The organism is Streptomyces sp. NPDC006733, assembly GCF_040636125.1.
Classification (GTDB): domain Bacteria; phylum Actinomycetota; class Actinomycetes; order Streptomycetales; family Streptomycetaceae; genus Actinacidiphila.
In genome coordinates, this window is record NZ_JBEYJD010000024.1 from 112,216 (window position 1) to 130,225 (window position 18,010).

Sequence of the window (18,010 nt, forward strand, 5' to 3'; positions counted from 1 at the left end):
TACGAGGATGTCCGTATGTCCACGAATACCGACAGCCCGCTGCCCCGCCAGGTGGCCGACGCCTACGTCGACCACCTCATCGAACTCGACCCGATCATGGGTACCTACCTCGGCGTCGCACAGAGCCACTCCTTCCTGCCCGACTTCTCCCCCGCCGGGACGCGTGCCTTCGCCGACCTCGCGCGCACCACGCTGGACCTGCTGACGCAGGCCGAGGCCCGGCCGGGCGCGGACAGCGACGCGGAGCGGCGCTGCGCCCGGCTGCTGCGCGAGCGCCTGACCGCGGAGCTCGCCATGCACGAGGCCGAGGAGGGGCTGCGCGCGGTCAGCAACATCCACTCGCCGCTGCACTCGCTGCGCGAGGTCTTCAGCGTCACCCCCGCCGAGACCACCGAGGACTGGAGCGTCGTCGCCGCCCGGCTGCGCGCCGTCCCGGCCGCCCTGGAGGGATACCGCGCCTCGCTCGCCGAGGGCCTCGACCGCAAGCTGCCGGCCGGCCCGCTCCAGGTGACGACCGTCATCGGCCAGCTGACCGACTGGATCGGCACCGGTGACGGCTACTTCGCCGGCTTCGCCGCGGCCGGCCCCGACGCGCTGCGCGGCGAGCTGGACGCCGCCTCCGCCGGCGCCACCGAAGCCCTGGTCGCGCTGCGCGACTGGCTGCGCGACACGTACGCGCCCGGCGTCGAGGGCGCGCCCGAGACCGTCGGCCGCGAGCGCTACGCCCGCTGGTCGCGGTACTGGAACGGCACCGACCTGGACCTCGACGAGGCCTACGCGTACGGCTGGTCCGAGTACCACCGCATCCACGAGGAGATGAAGACCGAGGCGGCCAAGATCCTGCCGGGCGCGGCCACCCCCTGGGAGGCGCTGGCGCACCTGGAGGAGCACGGCACGCGCATCGAGGGCGTCGAGGAGGTCAGGGCCTGGCTCCAGGCGCTGATGGACGAGGCCATCGAGGCCCTGGACGGCACGCACTTCGAGCTGGCCGACCGCGTCAAGCGCGTCGAGTCGCGGATCGCCCCGCCCGGCGGCGCCGCCGCCCCGTACTACCTGCAGCCGTCGGAGGACTTCTCCCGCCCCGGCACGACGTGGCTGCCGACGATGGGCCAGACCTCCTTCGCCGTCTACGACCTGGTCTCCACCTGGTACCACGAGGGCGTGCCCGGCCACCACCTGCAGCTCGCCCAGTGGACCCACGTCGCCGGCTCCCTGTCCCGCTACCAGGCGACCGTGGGCCTGGTCAGCGCGAACTGCGAGGGCTGGGCGCTGTACGCCGAGCGCCTCATGGACGAGCTGGGGTTCCTCACCGACCCCGAACGGCGGCTCGGCTACCTCGACGCGCAGATGATGCGGTCGAACCGGATCATCGTCGACATCGGCATGCACCTGGGGCTGGAGATCCCCGCGGACTCCCCGTTCCACCCCGGCGAGCGCTGGACGCCGGAGCTGGGCCGCGAGTTCTTCGGCCTGCACAGCGGCCGCCCCGCCGAGTTCGTCGACAGCGAGCTGATCCGCTACCTCGGCATGCCCGGCCAGGCCATCGGCTACAAGCTCGGCGAGCGCGCCTGGCTCACCGGCCGCGAGGCCGCCCGCAAGGCCCACGGCGACGCGTTCGACGCCAAGGCCTGGCACATGGCCGCCCTGTCCCAGGGCTCCCTCGGCCTCGACGACCTGGTCACCGAGTTGTCGGCCCTGTAACCCCGGCGGAACCCGCCCGCGCAAACGTTTCCGTGCGGACGGCGGCCCAGCACCGCAGCCGCCGCCCGCACGGGGACGCCCACACGGGGACAGCCGCCGCCAACTCCCCGCCGACGGGGGCGCGTCGGCCCTCACCGGCGTCCGGATCGGGCCGCGAAAAATCATCTGCGGGCGGCGGGCGGTGCGAGATAGCCTGCACCTCCGCTGCCTTCTTCGACAGGACGGTCCCGCTCCATGACCCTGCGCACCTCCACCGACGCCGGCCGCCAGGTCCTCCAGGACGGGCGGGTGACGTTGCGCGAGCAACTGCCCGCCGACTGCGCGCTGCTGGCGGAGGGCAAGCCCGCCGATCTCGTCTGGATCGACGGGGTGCCCGGCGAGGGCACGGTCGTCGCCGCCGGGATGACGGTCGCGGCGGACACGGCCGGGGTGTTCCAGCCCGGCTGGGGCGTGTTCGCGATCCAGCGGTCCGAGGACGGCGTGGCGGTCGGCGGGATCGGCTTCCACGGTCCGCCCACCGACGGCGTCGCCGAGGTCGGCTACGACCTGTCGGTCTCCGCCCGCGGCGCCGGCTGGGCCACCGACGCGCTGCTGGTGCTGGCGCGGTCCGCGTTCGGCCGGCCCGGCGTCCGCCAACTGCTGGCGACCACCGAGCCGGACAACCTCCCCTCCCAGCGGGTCCTGGAGCGTGCGGGCTTCACCCGCGTCGCGGACCGCGGCGGACTGCGGGCGTTCGAACTGGACGCCCCGGCGGACGCCGGCTAGCCGGGTCCGCGGTCTGCCGACCGGTCGGCGGTCAGCCGAGTCGGGGGATCTCGATCGCGGGGCAGCGGTCCATGACCATCTCCAGCCCGGCCGCCCGCGTCCGCTCGCTCGCGGCCTCGTCGACCACCCCGAGCTGGAACCACACGGCCTTCGCCCCGACCGCCACCGCCTCGTCCGCGACCGCTCCCGCCAGCTCGGAGTTGACGAAGACGTCGACCACGTCAACCGGGAAGGGGATCTCGGCGAGCGAGGCGTACCCGCGCTCGCCGTGCACCGTCTCGGCCTTGGGGTGGACCGGGACGACCCGCTTGCCGAAGCGCTGGAGCACCTCGGCGACCCCGTACGCCGCCCGCGCCTCGTTGTTCGACAGCCCGACCACCGCCCAGGTGTCCCCCAGCCCGGTCAGGATCTTCCGTACCGTCGCCGCATCGCCGTACACGTCGTCCTCCCAGAGGTGTCCGCAGGGGCCCCGGAGGGTGTCCTGCTCGTCGTGCCTGGTCAACGAGTGGGGCCGACCGGCCATTCCCGGCGGGCGGCATAGGGTGGACGGATGGTGGACCGGTATCTGACGGTGGGGCGCGAAGGCGTGCACGAGAGCGAGATCAAGCGCTCGCGCTTCGTCTGCGCGCTCGCGCCCGTCAGCAGCGAGCCGGCCGCGCAGGCGTTCGTCGCGCGGATCCGCAAGGAGCACCCGGGCGCCACCCACAACTGCTTCGCGTACGTCATCGGCGCCGAGGGCCGCGTCCACAAGGCCAGTGACGACGGCGAGCCCGGCGGCACCGCGGGCACCCCCATGCTGCAGGTGCTGCTGCGCCGCGAGGTGCGCGACGTCGTCGCCGTCGTCACCCGCTACTACGGCGGGGTCCAGCTCGGCGCGGGCGGGCTGGTGCGCGCCTACGGCGGCGCGGTGTCCGCCGCGCTCGACGAGCTGGGCACCGTCGAGCGCCGCCGCCTGGCGTTGCTGACGGTCGCGGCCGACCACCAGCGCGCGGGCAAGCTGGAGAACGAGCTGCGGTCGGCCGGGCGGACGGTGCGCGGCGTACGGTACGGCGCCGGCGACGTACGGATCGACGTCGCGCTGCCGGAGTCCGAGGTGGCGGCGTTCCGCTCCTGGGTCGCCGACAGCACGTCCGGGGCCGCCACGGTGGAGGCCGGCGGCACCGAGTTCGTCGACATGTAGACCTCCGGCGAACAGACCTCCGGCGACTCGCTCAGCCCAGTTCGAGGCTGGTGACGCCGAACGTCCCCGCCTGGTCGGTCCGCGGCGTCGGCCCGGTGTACATCCGGGCCGTCTCGAACGACGGCGCCAGGCCGAGCTCCTCCATCAGGCGCACCGCGGGCTTGTTGACGTCGGGCACGTCGATGGAGACCGGGTCGCCGGGCACGGTCGCCGCCAGCGCCCCCACCAGCGCGCTCGCCACCTCCGGCGTGTCCGCGTGGACCGGCCCGATGCGCGACGCGCCGCGGCACTCGCGCAGCACGGCGAACCCCTGGAGCTCCCCGTCGCGCACCGCGGCCAGCGCGGTGCGCTGCGGCGCCGCGATCCAGGTGGCCAGGAAGCCGTCGCGGGGCGCGGGGAAGAACCGGCGGTCGTAGGCGGCGAGCCGGTCGAAGGGCAGGGTGCGGGCGTCGATCAGGGTGACGCCCTCGGGCGTCCCCGCCGCCCCGCCGACCGGGATCCCCTCGTAGCGGATGTTGTTCCACGCGGAGCGGAAGCCGGACTTGCGGTAGTTGTCCTGCTGGGCCACCACCCCGTCGAGCCCGACGTTGCGCCCGGCGAGCCGCTCCATGCCGGCCTGCCAGAGCTGGATGCCGTAGCCCTGGCCGCGCAGCTCCGGCCGGGTGATGTAGAAGCCGAGGAACCCGAAGTCGGTCCCGTACCGGACGACCGACACACAGGCGGCCGGCTCCCCGTCGAGGCGGCCGATCAGGAACCCCTGCGGGTCGGCCGCGAAGAACGCGGCGCCGTCGGTGCGGCCCGGGTTCCACCCCTCCGCGGCGGCCCACTCCGCCATCAGCCCGATGTCGGCGGCACTGGCGACCGTGATCTCGAATGTCGGCACTTCTCACTCCCGGGGCGTCGGCGGCGGGGCGGCCCGTCCGGTACTGATCCGCCCCAGGCGTGATCGTTTCGTAACGGACCGGACGGCGGCAATACCGCGCGCGGTCCGGTCCGGCACGGATGACAAACTGAGGTCCGTGGTGGATGAGGTGCGGCCGGGCGCTAGCGTGGTCGAAGCCGACAGCCGGACCCTTCGCTGCCTCGGTGCCGGTTCTGGGGTGGAGGAGCGTTGAACGTGCAGGTCGGAGCACCGTCGTGAGACTTCTGCACACCTCCGACTGGCATCTGGGGCGCTCGTTCCACCGGGAGAGCCTGCTCGCCGCGCAGTCCGCCTTCCTCGACCACCTCGTCGCCACGGTCCGCGCCGAGGGCGTCGACGCGGTGCTCGTCGCCGGGGACATCTACGACCGGGCGGTGCCGCCGCTGTCCGCCGTCGAGCTCTTCGACGACGCCCTGCACCGGCTCGCCGACCTCGGCGTCCCGACGGTGATGATCTCCGGCAACCACGACTCGGCCCGCCGGCTGGGCGTCGGTGCCGGCCTCATGGGGCGCGCCGGCATCCACCTGCGCACCGACCCGGCCGGCTGCGCGACCCCCGTCGTCCTGCCGGGCCCGGCCGGCGACACCGTGCTGTACGGGCTGCCGTACCTCGAACCGGCTCTGGTCCGCGCGGAGTTCAACGCCGAGCGGGCCGACCACACCGCCGTCCTGGGGGCGGCCATGGACCGGGTGCGCGCCGATCTGGCCACCCGCCCGGCCGGCACCCGCTCGGTGGTGCTGGCCCACGCCTTCGTCACCGGCGGCGCGCCCAGCGACAGCGAGCGCGACATCACCGCCGGCGGGGTGGAGGCCGTGCCCGCCGAGGTCTTCGCGGGCGTGGACTACGTGGCCCTCGGCCACCTGCACGGCTGCCAGACGATCACCGAGCGGGTCCGGTACTCCGGCTCGCCGCTGGCGTACTCCTTCTCCGAGGAGCGGCACCGCAAGACCATGTGGCTGGTCGACCTCGGGCCGGACGGCGCCGTGACCGCCGAGCGCGTCGACTGCCCGGTGCCGCGCCCGATCGCCCGCATCCGCGGCCGGCTCGACGACCTGCTGGCCGATCCGGCGCTGGCGGCCCACGAGGACGCCTGGGTCGAGGCCACCCTCACCGACGCGCTGCGCCCGCCGGAACCGATGGCGGCGCTCGCCAAGCGCTTCCCGCACGTGCTCAGCCTCGCCTTCGACCCCGAGAACACCGGCACCGACCCGGCGGTCTCCTACGCCCAGCGCCTGCGCGGCAGGACCGACCAGCAGATCGCCGAGGACTTCGTGGCCCACGTCCGGGGCTCGGGCCCCGACGGGCGGGAGCGGACGGTACTGCGCGAGGCCCTGGACGCGGTACGCGCGCACCACGCGAGGACGGAAACGTAAGCGATGCGCCTGCACCGGCTCGACCTCACCGCCTTCGGCCCCTTCGCGGGCACCGAGAGCGTCGACTTCGACGACCTCTCCTCGGCCGGGCTGTTCCTGCTGCACGGCGCGACCGGCGCCGGGAAGACCTCCATCCTGGACGGCGTCTGCTTCGCGCTGTACGGCGACGTCCCCGGCAGCCGCCCGGCCAGCCGGCTGCGCAGCGACCACGCCGACCCGCACCTCCGCACCGAGGTCGTCCTCGAACTGCACGTCGGCGGCCGGCACCTGGAGATCACCCGGCGCCCCGAGCAGCAGCGCCCGAAGAAGCGCGGCACGGGGATGACGCCGGAGAAGGCCGTCACGCTGCTGCGGGAGCACACCGGCGGCGAGTGGCGGGCGCTGTCCAAGTCGCACCAGGAGATCGGCGAGGAACTCAAGCAGCTGATCGGGATGAGCCGGGAGCAGTTCTGCCAGGTGGTGCTGCTGCCGCAGGGCGAGTTCGCCAACTTCCTGCGGGCGAGCGCCACCGAGCGCGGGGCCCTGCTGGGCCGGCTCTTCGACACCCGCCGCTTCAAGGCCGTCGAGGAGTGGCTCAAGGAGCGCCGCCGCGGCGCCGAGCAGCGGATCGTCAGCGGTGACCAGGAGCTGGACCACCTCGCCGGGCGCCTCGCGCAGGCGGCGGGCCCGGGCGCCGAGCCGCTGGACGGCTTTCTGCCCGAGGACGCGGCGACGCGCGCACCGGCGGGCCACGGCGACCTGGCCGCACCCGTCCTGCAGTGGGCGGCGGTGCTGCGCTGCACCGCGCGCGAGCGCCACACCATCGCCGTCAGCGCGCTCGAACTGGCGGAACACGCACACCAGCAGGCCCGCGACGCGGCCGACGCCGTCCAGGAGCTGTACGGGCTCCAGCAGCGCCACGCCGCCGCCCGCCGCCGCGCCGACGACATCGCCGGGGCCCGGGCGGAGCGTGCCGAGCAGCGCGCCCGGCTGGAGCGGGCGCACCGCGCCTCCGGTGTCGAATCGGCCCTGGAACTGCGCGAGAAGGCCGCCGCCCAGCACCAGCAGGCGCTCGCCGCCCGCCGCACCGCGCGGGCACAGCTGCCCCCCGAGCTCGCCGAGGCCGCCGCCGAGCAGCTCACCCGGGCGGCCAACCAGCTGCGCGAGGAGCTCGGGTCACTCGCCGAGGCCGGGGAGCTGGAGCAGCGCGCCGCCGAACTGGCTTCCCGGCGCGACCGGCTGGAGGCCGAGGCGCGCGGCGACGACGAGGCCGTGCTGGAGGCCGACGGCTGGCTGGAGGGCTGGGAGGCGGAGCGGCTGCGCCTGCAGCGGCGCGTGGACGACGCCCAGGCCGCCGCGGCCCGCGCCGGAACGCTGGACGCCGAGCGCGACCAGGCCCGCCACCGCCTCGACGCGGCCCGCGAGCGGGACCGCTACGCCCGCGCCGTGACCGTGGCCGAGGACCGGCACCGCGCCGCCCGGGACCGGGCCGCCGACACCCGCGAGGCCTGGCAGGACGCCCGCGAGGCGCGGATCGCGGGCATCGCGGCCGAACTGGCCGCCGCCCTGGTGCCGGGCGAGAGCTGCCGGGTGTGCGGCTCGGCCGAACACCCCGACCCCGCCCGCCCCTCCGCCCGGCAGGTCACCCGCGAGGACGAGAACGCCGCCCATGCCGCCTACCAGAGCGCGTCGGCCGCGCAGAGCGCCGTCCAGGACGAGCTGAGCCGGGCCGCCGCGGGCCGCGACGCGGCGCTGGTGGCGGCCGGCGACACCCCGGTGGACGAGCTGGAAGCCGCGTACACCGCCCTGGAGAGCGCGTACGCGCTCACGGTACGCGCCGCCGCCGACACCCATGCCGCGCGCGAGGCGCTGAGCGAGGCCGAGCGCGAGCGCGACCGTCGCAGCGCGCAGCGCAACGAAGCACTGAACCGGGCCGCGGCGCGCACCTCGCGGCGCGAGGAGCTGGACGAGCAGCACGAGCGGATCTCCGAGCAGTTGCTGCGGGCGCGCGGCGGCTTCGCCACCGTGGCGGCGCGCAGGTCGCAACTGGCCCACCGCGTCGAACTGCTGACCGCGGCCGCGCAGGCCGTCGACCGGGAGCACGACGGGGCCCAGCGGCTGAAGGAGGCCGACGCGGCGCTCGCGGACGCGGCGTTCCGCGCGGGCTTCGACACCCCCGCCGACGCGGCCGGCGCCCTGTACCCGCCCGAGCGGCGGCTGCGGCTGGAGCACCTGGTGGCGCAGTGGCGCGACGAGGAGGCCGCCGTCACCGCCGACCTGGCCGCCCCCGGGCTCGCGGCCGCCGCCGCGCTGCCGCCGGCCGATCCGGCGCGCGCCCGCAGCGCCGTCGACGCCACGACCGCCCGGCTGCGCGAGGCCGCCGCCGTGCACGCCGCCGCGCAGACCCGCTGCGCCGACCTCGACCGGCTCGGGGCGCAGGCCGCCGCGAAGGCCGCGGAACTCGCCCCGGCCCGCGCCGAGTACGCCCGCATCCGGCGGCTGGCGGACCTGTCGGCGGGCACCTCCACCGAGAACCAGCTGAAGATGGAGCTGGAGACCTACGTGCTGGCCGCCCGCCTGGAGCAGGTCGCCGCGGCCGCCAGCGTCCGGCTGCAGCGCATGTCATCGGGCCGCTACACCCTGGTCCACAGCGACGCCAGGACCGGCCGCTCGCGCTCCGGCCTGGGGCTGATGGCCGTCGACGCCTGGACGGGCACCGAGCGCGACACCGCCACCCTGTCGGGCGGCGAGACCTTCTCCGCCTCCCTCGCACTGGCGCTGGGGCTCGCGGACGTGGTCACCGACGAGGCGGGCGGCACCCGGCTGGACACCCTCTTCATCGACGAGGGCTTCGGCAGCCTCGACGAGCAGACCCTGGACGAGGTGCTGGACGTGCTGGACGCGCTGCGGGAACGCGACCGTGCCGTCGGCATCGTCAGCCACGTCGCCGACCTGCGCCACCGCATCCCCGCGCAGCTGCGCGTGATCAAGGGCAAGTCCGGCTCGACCGTCGCCCGGGTCACAACGTGAGCGGGCGCCGGGACAGCGGCGAGGAGTAGACGATGCTGGTGGTGACCGAGCCGAGGCCCGAGATCCGGCCGGCGGTCTCCTCCAGGTGCCGCATCGAACGCGCGGCCACCTTCATCACGAAGCAGTCGTCGCCCGTGACGTGGTGCGCTTCCAGGATCTCCGGCGTCGACGCCAGCAGGTCGTGGAACGGCTTGTAGTTGCCGGTGGGATACCGCAGCCGCACCAGGGCGAGGATCGGCAGGCCGATCCGGTCGTGGTCGATGACCGCCGAGTACCCGGTGATCACCCCGGCCTCCTCCAGCCGCCGCACCCGCTCGGTCACGGCGCTGGGCGACATCGCGACGGCACGGGCCAACTCGGCGTAACTGGCCCGGCCGTCACGCTGCAGGACCTCCAGGATGCGCCAGTCGGTGGCGTCCAGGGATTCGGCGGTGGATTCAACGGTCATGGCCCATCAATAGCAGTGGAACCCCCGGCGGAACAAGCAGAGCGCCGGGAATCCCTCCTTCACGGGGCCGCGCACCCTGCGTAGATTTCCCCCCATGACACAGCTGATCGTTTCCGAGAACCCCGTCCTCCGCGTCCCGCCCGCCGCACCCGCCGCGGCGGCCGCCTACTTCGCCGCCTCCCTCGCCTTCCACGCCGACGTCTCGGACGTCGCGGCCGGCCTGCGGGCGGCGGAACCCGGCTTCGTCGTCGTCGACTCCCGCAGCACCGAGTCCTGGGACCAGGGCCACGTACCGGGAGCGGTCCACCTGCCGACCGCCCAGATCCCGCAGCTCGCCGCCGAGTTCCTGGACCGTGAGGTCCCGGTCGTCGTCTACTGCTGGGGCCCCGGCTGCAACGGCGCCACCCGCGCCGCCCACGCCCTGGCGACCCTCGGCTACCAGGTCAAGGAGATGCTGGGCGGCATGGAGTACTGGATCCGCGAAGGCTTCCCGTACGAAACCCACGAAGGCCCCGCCCAGCAGGACCCGGACCCCCTCACCTCCCCGGTGAACACGGACGACTGCGGCTGCTGACCTCTCGGCGCCGGCTCGGAGACCCGCGTGCGCGGCGTCGCGCCGGGGTGAGGGGCGGCGCCTACGGTGGGTGGGTGAAGAAGGATCGCAGGCCTCCGCCGCCGTTCGGGCTGGATGAGAAGACGTACGGGGAGTTGTGGTTCTACGCGCTGCCGGTGCTCGGCGTCGCGGTGGGGGTGGCGGTGTTCGCGGGGGTGCTCGGGGTGATGCCCGATCACTGGTGGGGGGCCGTGGTGGCCGGGCTGGCCGGGGTCGCGGGCGGGGTGGGTGTGGTGGTGGCCGGGCGGCGGGTGCGGCGGGCGCTGCGCCGGCCGTAGCGGGTCAGGTGCCCAGGCCCTCGAGGACGACCGCGCCCGGGAGGGCGGCGAGGGCCTTGCCCGTCACGATCAGCTTGCCGCGCCGGGCGCCGCTGCCGATCACCAGGTACGGAACCTCGACCACGGCCGCGTCGATGAGCAGCGGCCAGTCGGCGGGCAGGCCGACGGGGGTGATGCCGCCGTACTCCATGCCGGTCGCGCCGGTCGCGGCGTCCATCGCCGCGAACGAGGCCTTGCGCGCCCCGAGATGGCGCCGCACGACGCCGTTGACGTCGACGCGGGTGGTGGAGAGCACGAGGCACGCGGCGAGCGTGACGTCCTGGCCGCGCTTGCCCGCGACGACCACGCAGTTCGCCGAGGCGTCCAGGAGGTCGGCACCGTACGTCTCGACGAAGACGGCGGTGTCGGCCTTCTCGGGGTCCGTGTCCACGTAGAGCATGTCGGCGGTCACCGCGGCGGCCACCGGAGCCGGGAGCAGGTCGAGGCGGTCGGTGGCGGGGTGGGCTTCGTCGAAATTGCCGATGGGTGCGCGCATACCCGAAACGTAACAGGCGCTACCTGGGCGGCGGGACGGCGATCGCGAGCGTCATCTCGGCCGGGACGGGCCCCGCGTTGTGGTAGCCGTGCGGGACGTGGGCGTCGAAGCTCGCGGTGGTCCCGGCGGGGACGCGGTACTCCTGGCCCTCGACGACGAGCGTCAGCTCGCCCGCGTCGACCCGGATCAGTTCGGCGCTGCCGGGCGGGTGGGGGTCGGAGTCGTGGCCCTCGCCGGGCATGAGCCGCCAGGACCACAGTTCGAGCGGGCCGGGCGCCTCGGTGCCGGCCTGGAGCGTGCCGAAACTGCCGCCCGGGGTGCTCCACAGCGGTACGGCACGGTCGGCGGGGACCAGCCGGACCTGGGGGCTGTCGGCGTAGTCCAGCAGGTTGGCGATGCTGATGCCGACGGCGTCGGCGATCCGCACCACGGTGCCGATGCTGGGGTTCGTCCTGGCCTGCTCGATCTGGATGATCATGCCCCGGCTGACGCCCGCGCGGGCGGCGAGGGCGTCCAGGCTGTATCCGCGCTCCTGCCGCAGCCGTTTGACGTTGCGGGCGAGCGACTGGGCGACGATTTCGAGGTCCGGCACGCTTCCATCCAATATTATGAATGACAGAGTTCACTTCATTGCACTACCGTGTGGTGCACCACGACGTTCATCACACTGTACTGCGAAGGAAGTCCCATGACAGCGGTTCTCGCGCTGGCCACCAGCCTGCTCTGGGGGCTCGCCGACTTCGGCGGTGGCCTGCTCACCCGCCGGCTGCCCGCGCTGGTCGTGGTCGTCGCCTCGCAGATCGCCGCCGCCCTCGTGCTCGGCGTCATCGTCGTGGCCACCGGCGCCTGGAGCGAGATCGGCCCGCAGCTCTGGTACGCCGTCGCCGCGGGCGTCGTCGGGCCGATCGCGATGATCTGCTTCTACAAGGCCCTCGCCCAGGGCCCGATGGGCGTGGTCTCGCCGCTGGCCACCATCGGCGTCGTCATCCCGCTCGCCGTCGGGCTGACGCTCGGTGAGCGCCCCGGGCTGCTGCAGTACGGCGGGATCGCCGTGGCCGTCGTCGGCGTCGTCCTGGCCGGCGGGCCGCAGCTGCGCGGCGCGCCCGTGCAGCGCCGGACGGTGCTGCTCACCCTCGTCGCCGCCTTCGGCTTCGGCGCGGTGTTCGCGCTCATCGCCGAGGCGTCCTCGACGATCACCGGGCTGTTCCTCGCGCTCTTCGTCCAGCGGGTGTGCAACTCGCTGGTCGGCGGCGCCGCCCTCGCGGTGGCCGTGCGGCGGGACCCGGACGCCGCCCCGGAGGGCGGCATGGCCGCGGTGTGGTCCGTGATGCCCGCGCTGACCCTGGTCGGCCTCGCGGACGTCGCGGCGAACGGCACGTACTCGCTGGCCGCGCAGAACGGCCCGGTCACCGTCGCCGCGGTGCTCGCCTCGCTCTACCCGGTGGTGACGGCGCTCGCCGCGCGGGGCTTCCTCAAGGAACGGCTGCTCGCGATCCAGGCGGCGGGCGCGGGGCTGGCGATGGCCGGCACGATCCTGCTCGCCGCGGGATAGCGACGGGACGACACCGGACCTACAGCGCGGGATCCGCCGCCCGGTCCGCCTCCACCTCCCCCACCTCCACCTCGGCGAGCGCCATCAGCTGCTCCGGGGTGATCCCCTCGGGTATCGGCACCGGCGGCGGCGTCCGCAGCGGGGGCTGCCAGCCGGCCTCGGGGTCCCAGCGGCGCACGATCCTGGCGGGAGCGCCCGCGACCACCGCGTGGTCGGGCACCTCACCCCGCACCACCGCGCCCGCCGCGACCACCACGTTGCGGCCCAGCCGCGCCCCGGGCAGGATCACCGCTCCCGTGCCCAGCCAGCTGCCGGAACCGATCTCGACCGGCTCCGAGCGCGGCCACTGCTTGCCGACCGGCTCGTGGGGGTCGTCGTAGGAGTGGTTGTCGCTCGTGACGTACACATAGGGCCCGGCGAAGATGTTGTCGCCGAAGACGACGGGCGCCGACGCCACCACATGGCTGCCCCGGCCGAGCACCACGCCGTTGCCGAGCCGCAGGACCGGGTCGGGGCCGAGGTCCAGGTCCGGCATCATGCCCGCGGTGAGGGTCACCTGCTCCCCCACCACGCAGTGCTCCCCGATCTCGATCCACTGCTCGCCGAAGACCGTGCCCAGCGGGAATGCCAGCCGCGAGCCGTCACCGAAACTGCGGAAACGGTACGGGCCGGGGCGCTGCGCGGTCACCGCGCCCGCGTTCTGCACCCACCGCCACCCGCGGTGGACCAGACGCGACGCGGTGCGGCGGCGCCAGGCCGCCGCGGAGGAGAACACGTTCTCGTTCTTCGGCACGGGATCACCGTATACGGTGCCGCGCGGTGGCGAAGTGACGGACGTGACGGCGACGCGGGTCAGGGGAGCCGCGTCGGCGAACGCGACTCCCCTGACCCGAACCCCCGAACCACCCGTAACCCTCAGCGCCCGGCGGAGCCCGTCATCGCCGCGAGCACCGAGCGCCAGTCCTCGCCGGGCCGCTCGTCCAGCGCGGTGGCCAGCCGGCCCGTCACGTAGTGCCAGCGGTGGTCGAGGTCGGGGTGCACCCGCTCGACGGTCCGGATCTCGCCGGCGCTGCCGAGGAGCCGGGTCAGCTCGGCGGCCAGCTCCGGCCAGCCGACGTGCCCGCTCACCGCGTTGGCGACGCCGTGCACCGGGCTGTCCAGGCAGTCGCCGAGCGCACGCGCCAGCGCCGCCGCGTGCACCCAGGGCGCGCCGTACCAGTCGTGCCCGGCGGCGCCCGGACGCGGCAGGTCGATCGGCTCCCCGGCCAGGGCCGCCTGGTAGAGCAGCCCCGTCGCGCCCCAGCGCAGCTGGTCGCGCAGCCGGTCGTGCGGGCCCCACACGAGCGGCGAGCGCACCACGCTCGCACCGCCGCGACCGCCGGTGCCCGCCGCCCGCATCAGCAGCCGCTCGCAGTCGAGCTTCGCCTGCCCGTACGCGCTCAGCGGCCGTTCCGACGCCGCTTCCTCGGCGACTCGCGCACCCGCGGGCCGGCCGTAGGCGTCGACGCTGCTGACGAAGACGAACGGCCCGCGCTTCCAGGCCTCCGCCATCGCGGTCATCGCCGCCACGTCCACCTCGGGTCGGGTGAACGTGCAGGCGGCGTGGATCACCGCGTCCGCCCTCCCGACGGCGTCCCGCAGCCCGTCCAGGTCGGTCAGGTCGCCCTCGACGACCTCCACGCCCTCCCCCGCGACCAGGTGCGCCGACTCGGGCCGGGACAGCGCCAGCACCGGCCGCCCCCGGGCCGCCAGTTCGCGCAGGACGAAGGCGCCGACGCCGCCCGTGCCGCCGGTCACCAGGACCGTGCCCTCCCGCGTGCGCCGCGTACGGGACGCCGGCACCGGCACCCCGGTGACCAGCCGTTCGCGTTCCGCCTCCCGCGCGTCGAGCAGCGCAGCGATCGCCCGCGGGGTGCGGTGCTCCATCACGTCGAGGCCGGTCAGCGGCAGGGCGAGTCCGGTGCGCAGCCGCTCGGCGAGCTGGACGGCGACCAGCGAGTGGCCGCCGAGGACGAAGAAGTCGTCGTCGGGGCCGGGGGTGCGGCCCAGCAGCGCGGCGAACGCCGCCGTCACCGCCTCGGCCCGGACCCCATTCGGCGCAGAGGCCGCGGGGGTCGCGGGGGCGGCGGGAGCCACCGGCCCTGTTGGCGCGCCGGGCAGCCGGGCCGGATCCAGGGCGCCGTCGGCGGTGCGCGGCATCGCGTCCAGCAGCGTCACGGCGGCCGGGACGAGGTCACGGTCCAGGCCCGCCCGCAGATACGAGCGGAGTTCGGCGGGCGAGGGGCCGCCGGTCCCGCGCAGGACGGCGTACGCCAGCAGCGGTCCGCCGGCCGGGGAGGGCACCGCGGCGTCGGCGACCGACGGGTGCGCGCGCAGCAGCCCTTCCGCGGGATGGCCGCCGACAGCACCCGCGGGAGCCGGGGCGACGGGCAGCCGCGACAGCGGCAGCTCCGGGTCCGCGGCGACCGCCGCCAGCAGGTCGGCGAAGCCGTCGGCCAGCCGCTCCCCCGCCGCGTCGTCGAGCGCCGCCCGCCCGTACTGCACCAGACCGGCGGGACGGCCGGTGTCGCGGACGCCGAACGACAGGTCGAACTTGGCCTCCCCCACCGCCACGTCGACCGGCTCCGCCTCCAGGCCGGGCAGCCGCAGCGTGGTGGGCTCGCCCAGGACGTCGGCGGTGACGCGGACCAGCGGGGTGCCGTCGGCGTCCCGGGCCGCGGCGCCCAGCCGCTCCAGGACCAGGTCGAACGGCACGTCACGGCGCTGCTGCGCCTCCAGCAGCGCGTCCCGTACCCGGTCCACCACGACCGCGAACGCCGGGTCGCCGGACAGGTCCACCCGCACGGGCAGGGTGTTGACGCACAGCCCGACGAGGTCGCGCACGGCGGCGCCCTCGCGGTGGGTGCCGGCGCAGCCGATCACCAGGTCGTCCTCGCCGGTGAAGCGGTGCAGGGCGGCGAAGGCGGCGGCGAGGGCCACGGTGAAGAAGGTGGCCCGGCGGCGCAGCCCCAGCTCGCGCAGCGCGGGCAGCACCGCCTCGTCCAGCGGCACGGTGTGCACGGCGGCGGGCCGCGCGGCCAGGTCGGCGGCGCGCGCGGAGCGCGGCAGGCGCGGGGGAAGCGCGCCGGACAGCCGGCGCGCCCAGTGCGCGAGCCCCTCCTCGAGCCGGCCGGCGGCCGCGTGCTCGCGCACCGCGAAGTCCGCGTACTGCGGCGGCCGGGCCGCCTCGTACGGGCTCCCGCCCGCCGCTGCCGCGTACAGCGCGGCCAGCTCGGCGGCCACCGTCCGCAACGAGGCCCCGTCGATGCTGATGTGATGGAACGTCAGCATCACGGTGTGGTCCTGCGGCCCGTGGCGCAGCACCAGGGCGCGCGGCAGGGGGCCGGCGGCCAGGTCGAACGGGCGCCGCGCCTGCTCGGTCAACGCGGTGACGCCGTCGCCGACGGCGTCGAGCACCGGTACGGCGATCGCCTCCGGGGCGGGCAGCGTCTCCTGGTACGGCTCGTCGCCGTGCTGCCCGTAGCGCGTGCGCAGGATGTCGTGGCGGGCGACGAGCGCGGTCAGCGCGGCGCCCAGGGCGGCCACGTCGAGCGGCCCGCGCAGCCGGGTGGCGAACGGCACGCTGTACAGCGCACCGCCCTGGCCGAGCCGGTCCATCAGCCACATGCGGCGCTGGGCGTGGGACAGCGGCACCCGCCCCTGGGCCGGGAGGTCGACGGGCGCCGGACGGGCGCTGTCGCGGGCGCGGGCCCGCGCGCGGCGCAGCAACTCCTCCTGCAGGGCGGCGGAGGCGGGGTCGGTGTCAGTGGCCATCGGTGTCCTCCGACACGTCGGGGTGGAGATCGCTGTGGTTGGCCAGCAGGGCGCGTTCGACGAGCGCGGCGTGCCCGGCCACGGTGGGAGCGGCGAAGAAGTCGGGCAGCGCCAGCGTCACCCCCAGCTCCTCGCGCAGGTCGTCCGTGACGATCAGCGCGAGCAGGGAGTGGCCGCCGTAGGCGATGAAGTCGGCGTCGGCCCGCGCGACCTCGCAGCCCAGGGCGCGGCCCCAGATGTCGGCGACGGCCTGCTGCAGCGGGGTCAGCGGCTCGGTCCGGTCCTCGGTGGCGGTGACACCGCGCAGCTCGGCGAGCGCCCGGCGGTCGACCTTGCCGGACACCGTCAGCGGGAGCCGTTCCACGAACGTCAGCTCGTCCGGGACCAGGTGCGCGGGCAGGTGGGCGGCGAGCCGGGTGCGCAGGGCCTCGGCGCGCGGCACCGGGCCGGGCGCCGCCACGACGAACGCGGCCAGCCGCGCGTCGCCCTCGGCGGGCCGCCGGACGGTGACGGCCGCCTCGTCCACGTCGGGCTGCTCGCGCAGCAGGTGCTCGATCTCGCCCGGCTCGATCCGGAAGCCGCGCACCTTGACCTGGTCGTCGGCGCGGCCGTGGAACTCCAGCACGCCGTCCGGGCGGCGCACGACCAGATCGCCCGTGCGGTAGAGCCGCCCCAGCGAGGCGTGCTCCACGAACCGCTCCGCGGTCAGCTCCGGGCGTCCCGCGTAGCCGTTCGCGAGTCGGCTGCCGCCGATCCACAGCTCGCCGCGCCCGCCGTCCGCGACGGGCACGGCCGCCCCGTCCAGCACGTGGGCGGTGGCGCCCGCGATCGGGCGGCCGATCGGCACCGGGCCGTCGCAGTCCGCGTCGGTGACCCGGTGGGCGGTGGCGAAGGTCGTCGTCTCGGTCGGGCCGTAGCCGTTGACCAGCTCCAGCCACGGGAAGGCGCGCAGCACCGCGCGGGCCTGCTGGGCGGCCATCGCCTCACCGCCGGCGACGACGGTGCGCAGCACCGCGAACAGCCGCGAGCGGCGGGCGGCGAGCTGGTGGAAGAGCGCGGTGGTGAAGAACGCGACGGTCACGCCGTGCCGCTCGACGTGCTGCGCGAGGTCCTCGAACGAGGGCCGCTCGGTGGTGCACACCACGACGGAGGCGCCGTTGGCGAGGGCGACCCACACCTCGAAGGTGGAGGCGTCGAACGTCGTCGGCGAGTGGAACAGCACCCGGTCCCGCGCGGTGACGGTCACGTACCGCGGGTCGGTGACCAGTTCGGCGATGCCGCCGTGGGTGACGGTCACCCCCTTGGGCACGCCGGTGGAGCCGGACGTGAACAGCACGAGCGCGGTCGCGTCCGGACCGGTGTCGGCGGCGGGCACGGACGCGGACACATCGTCCCCGCCGAACCCGGACAGCGGGTCCTCGGGCAGCGCCAGCGTCGCCCCGGTGCCGGACGCGGACGCGAGCAGCTTGCCGTCGCCGACGGTCAGCGTCGTGCCGGAGTCGGCGAGCATCGCCTCGATCCGCGGACGCGGGTGCGCGGGGTCGAGGGGGACGCAGGCCGCGCCCACCCACCACAGGGCGAGCTGCGCGACCACGGTGCGGGCCGAGCGCGGCATCAGCAGCGCCACCCGGTCGCCGGGCCGGACCCCGTGGCCGCGCAGATGCGCGGCCAGGCAGCGGGCGGAGGTCACGAGCTGCCGGTAGGTGAGGGTGGTATCGCCGTCGACCACCGCCAGGGCGTGCGGGGTCCGTTCGGCGTGCTGGGCCACCAGGGCGGGCAGGGCGGTCACGGGGGCTTCCTTCCGGTCGGCGCGGGTGGGAG

At 75.4% G+C, this 18,010-nt stretch carries 16 protein-coding genes; 8 read left to right on the plus strand and 8 right to left on the minus strand.

The genetic code is table 11. From position 1 onward, the window contains the following. Window positions 1–15 precede the first annotated feature (15 nt). Both ABZ721_RS22190 and ABZ721_RS22195 read left to right on the plus strand, forming a co-directional pair. On the plus strand, window positions 16–1,701 hold the full coding sequence (locus ABZ721_RS22190) for a DUF885 domain-containing protein (RefSeq protein ID WP_358790382.1): 1,686 nt from the start codon (window positions 16–18) through the stop codon (window positions 1,699–1,701). 234 nt (window positions 1,702–1,935) lie between these two features. Further along, window positions 1,936–2,466 carry a GNAT family protein gene (locus ABZ721_RS22195; protein WP_358790383.1) on the plus strand — a complete coding sequence of 177 codons (531 nt, stop codon included), beginning with the start codon at window positions 1,936–1,938 and terminating at the stop codon, window positions 2,464–2,466. Between the two features lie 31 nt (window positions 2,467–2,497). Here the strand turns inward: ABZ721_RS22195 and ABZ721_RS22200 are convergent, their stop codons facing one another. Then, window positions 2,498–2,905: a CoA-binding protein gene (locus ABZ721_RS22200; protein ID WP_358790384.1), complete on the minus strand. Its 408-nt coding sequence runs from the start codon at window positions 2,903–2,905 to the stop codon at window positions 2,498–2,500. A gap of 111 nt (window positions 2,906–3,016) precedes the next feature. Here ABZ721_RS22200 and ABZ721_RS22205 point away from each other — a divergent pair, with 111 nt between their 5' ends. Continuing rightward, complete coding sequence (locus ABZ721_RS22205; protein ID WP_358790385.1) at window positions 3,017–3,646, plus strand: YigZ family protein; 630 nt, start codon at window positions 3,017–3,019, stop codon at window positions 3,644–3,646. Between the two features lie 31 nt (window positions 3,647–3,677). On the opposite strand, the gene ABZ721_RS22210 is transcribed toward ABZ721_RS22205, so the two are convergent. After that, entirely contained in the window at window positions 3,678–4,529 is an 852-nt protein-coding gene (locus tag ABZ721_RS22210; protein ID WP_358790386.1) for a GNAT family N-acetyltransferase, read from the minus strand. Window positions 4,530–4,783: 254 nt separating this feature from the next. Between ABZ721_RS22210 and ABZ721_RS22215 the strand changes: the two genes are divergently transcribed. Next, window positions 4,784–5,941, plus strand: a complete 1,158-nt coding sequence (locus tag ABZ721_RS22215) for an exonuclease SbcCD subunit D (protein ID WP_358790387.1) — start codon at window positions 4,784–4,786, stop codon at window positions 5,939–5,941. A gap of 3 nt (window positions 5,942–5,944) precedes the next feature. Next, the gene (locus ABZ721_RS22220; RefSeq protein ID WP_358790388.1) at window positions 5,945–8,950 is read left to right on the plus strand and encodes an SMC family ATPase; all 3,006 of its coding nucleotides are present in this window, start codon (window positions 5,945–5,947) and stop codon (window positions 8,948–8,950) included. Here ABZ721_RS22220 and ABZ721_RS22225 read toward each other — a convergent pair. Then, window positions 8,940–9,398 carry an Lrp/AsnC family transcriptional regulator gene (locus ABZ721_RS22225; protein WP_358790389.1) on the minus strand — a complete coding sequence of 153 codons (459 nt, stop codon included), beginning with the start codon at window positions 9,396–9,398 and terminating at the stop codon, window positions 8,940–8,942. The two genes, ABZ721_RS22220 and ABZ721_RS22225, sit on opposite strands and share 11 nt — an antisense overlap. A 94-nt stretch (window positions 9,399–9,492) precedes the next feature. Here ABZ721_RS22225 and ABZ721_RS22230 point away from each other — a divergent pair, with 94 nt between their 5' ends. Both ABZ721_RS22230 and ABZ721_RS22235 read left to right on the plus strand, forming a co-directional pair. Then, complete coding sequence (locus tag ABZ721_RS22230) at window positions 9,493–9,972, plus strand: rhodanese-like domain-containing protein (RefSeq protein ID WP_358790390.1); 480 nt, start codon at window positions 9,493–9,495, stop codon at window positions 9,970–9,972. A 74-nt stretch (window positions 9,973–10,046) separates the two neighbouring features. Next, window positions 10,047–10,289, plus strand: a complete 243-nt coding sequence (locus tag ABZ721_RS22235) for a hypothetical protein (RefSeq protein ID WP_358790391.1) — start codon at window positions 10,047–10,049, stop codon at window positions 10,287–10,289. A 4-nt stretch (window positions 10,290–10,293) separates the two neighbouring features. On the opposite strand, the gene ABZ721_RS22240 is transcribed toward ABZ721_RS22235, so the two are convergent. Both ABZ721_RS22240 and ABZ721_RS22245 read right to left on the minus strand, forming a co-directional pair. Further along, window positions 10,294–10,824: a YbaK/EbsC family protein gene (locus tag ABZ721_RS22240; RefSeq protein WP_358790392.1), complete on the minus strand. Its 531-nt coding sequence runs from the start codon at window positions 10,822–10,824 to the stop codon at window positions 10,294–10,296. A gap of 19 nt (window positions 10,825–10,843) precedes the next feature. Next, a complete protein-coding gene (locus tag ABZ721_RS22245; protein WP_358790393.1) occupies window positions 10,844–11,416 on the minus strand; it encodes an XRE family transcriptional regulator in 573 nt (190 codons plus the stop codon). Window positions 11,417–11,512: 96 nt separating this feature from the next. Here ABZ721_RS22245 and ABZ721_RS22250 point away from each other — a divergent pair, with 96 nt between their 5' ends. Next, on the plus strand, window positions 11,513–12,376 hold the full coding sequence (locus ABZ721_RS22250) for an EamA family transporter (RefSeq protein ID WP_358790394.1): 864 nt from the start codon (window positions 11,513–11,515) through the stop codon (window positions 12,374–12,376). Window positions 12,377–12,395: 19 nt separating this feature from the next. Here ABZ721_RS22250 and ABZ721_RS22255 read toward each other — a convergent pair whose 3' ends face one another. The 3 genes from ABZ721_RS22255 to ABZ721_RS22265 all read right to left on the minus strand — a co-directional run bounded on the left by ABZ721_RS22255 (window position 12,396) and on the right by ABZ721_RS22265 (window position 17,978). Next, window positions 12,396–13,169, minus strand: coding sequence for an acyltransferase (locus ABZ721_RS22255; RefSeq protein WP_358790395.1), 774 nt, complete (start codon window positions 13,167–13,169; stop codon window positions 12,396–12,398). A gap of 122 nt (window positions 13,170–13,291) precedes the next feature. Then, the gene (locus tag ABZ721_RS22260) at window positions 13,292–16,189 is read right to left on the minus strand and encodes a condensation domain-containing protein (protein ID WP_358790396.1); all 2,898 of its coding nucleotides are present in this window, start codon (window positions 16,187–16,189) and stop codon (window positions 13,292–13,294) included. Next, complete coding sequence (locus tag ABZ721_RS22265; RefSeq protein WP_358790397.1) at window positions 16,179–17,978, minus strand: non-ribosomal peptide synthetase; 1,800 nt, start codon at window positions 17,976–17,978, stop codon at window positions 16,179–16,181. Before ABZ721_RS22265 ends, ABZ721_RS22260 begins: the two co-directional genes overlap by 11 nt. Window positions 17,979–18,010: the final 32 nt, after the last annotated feature.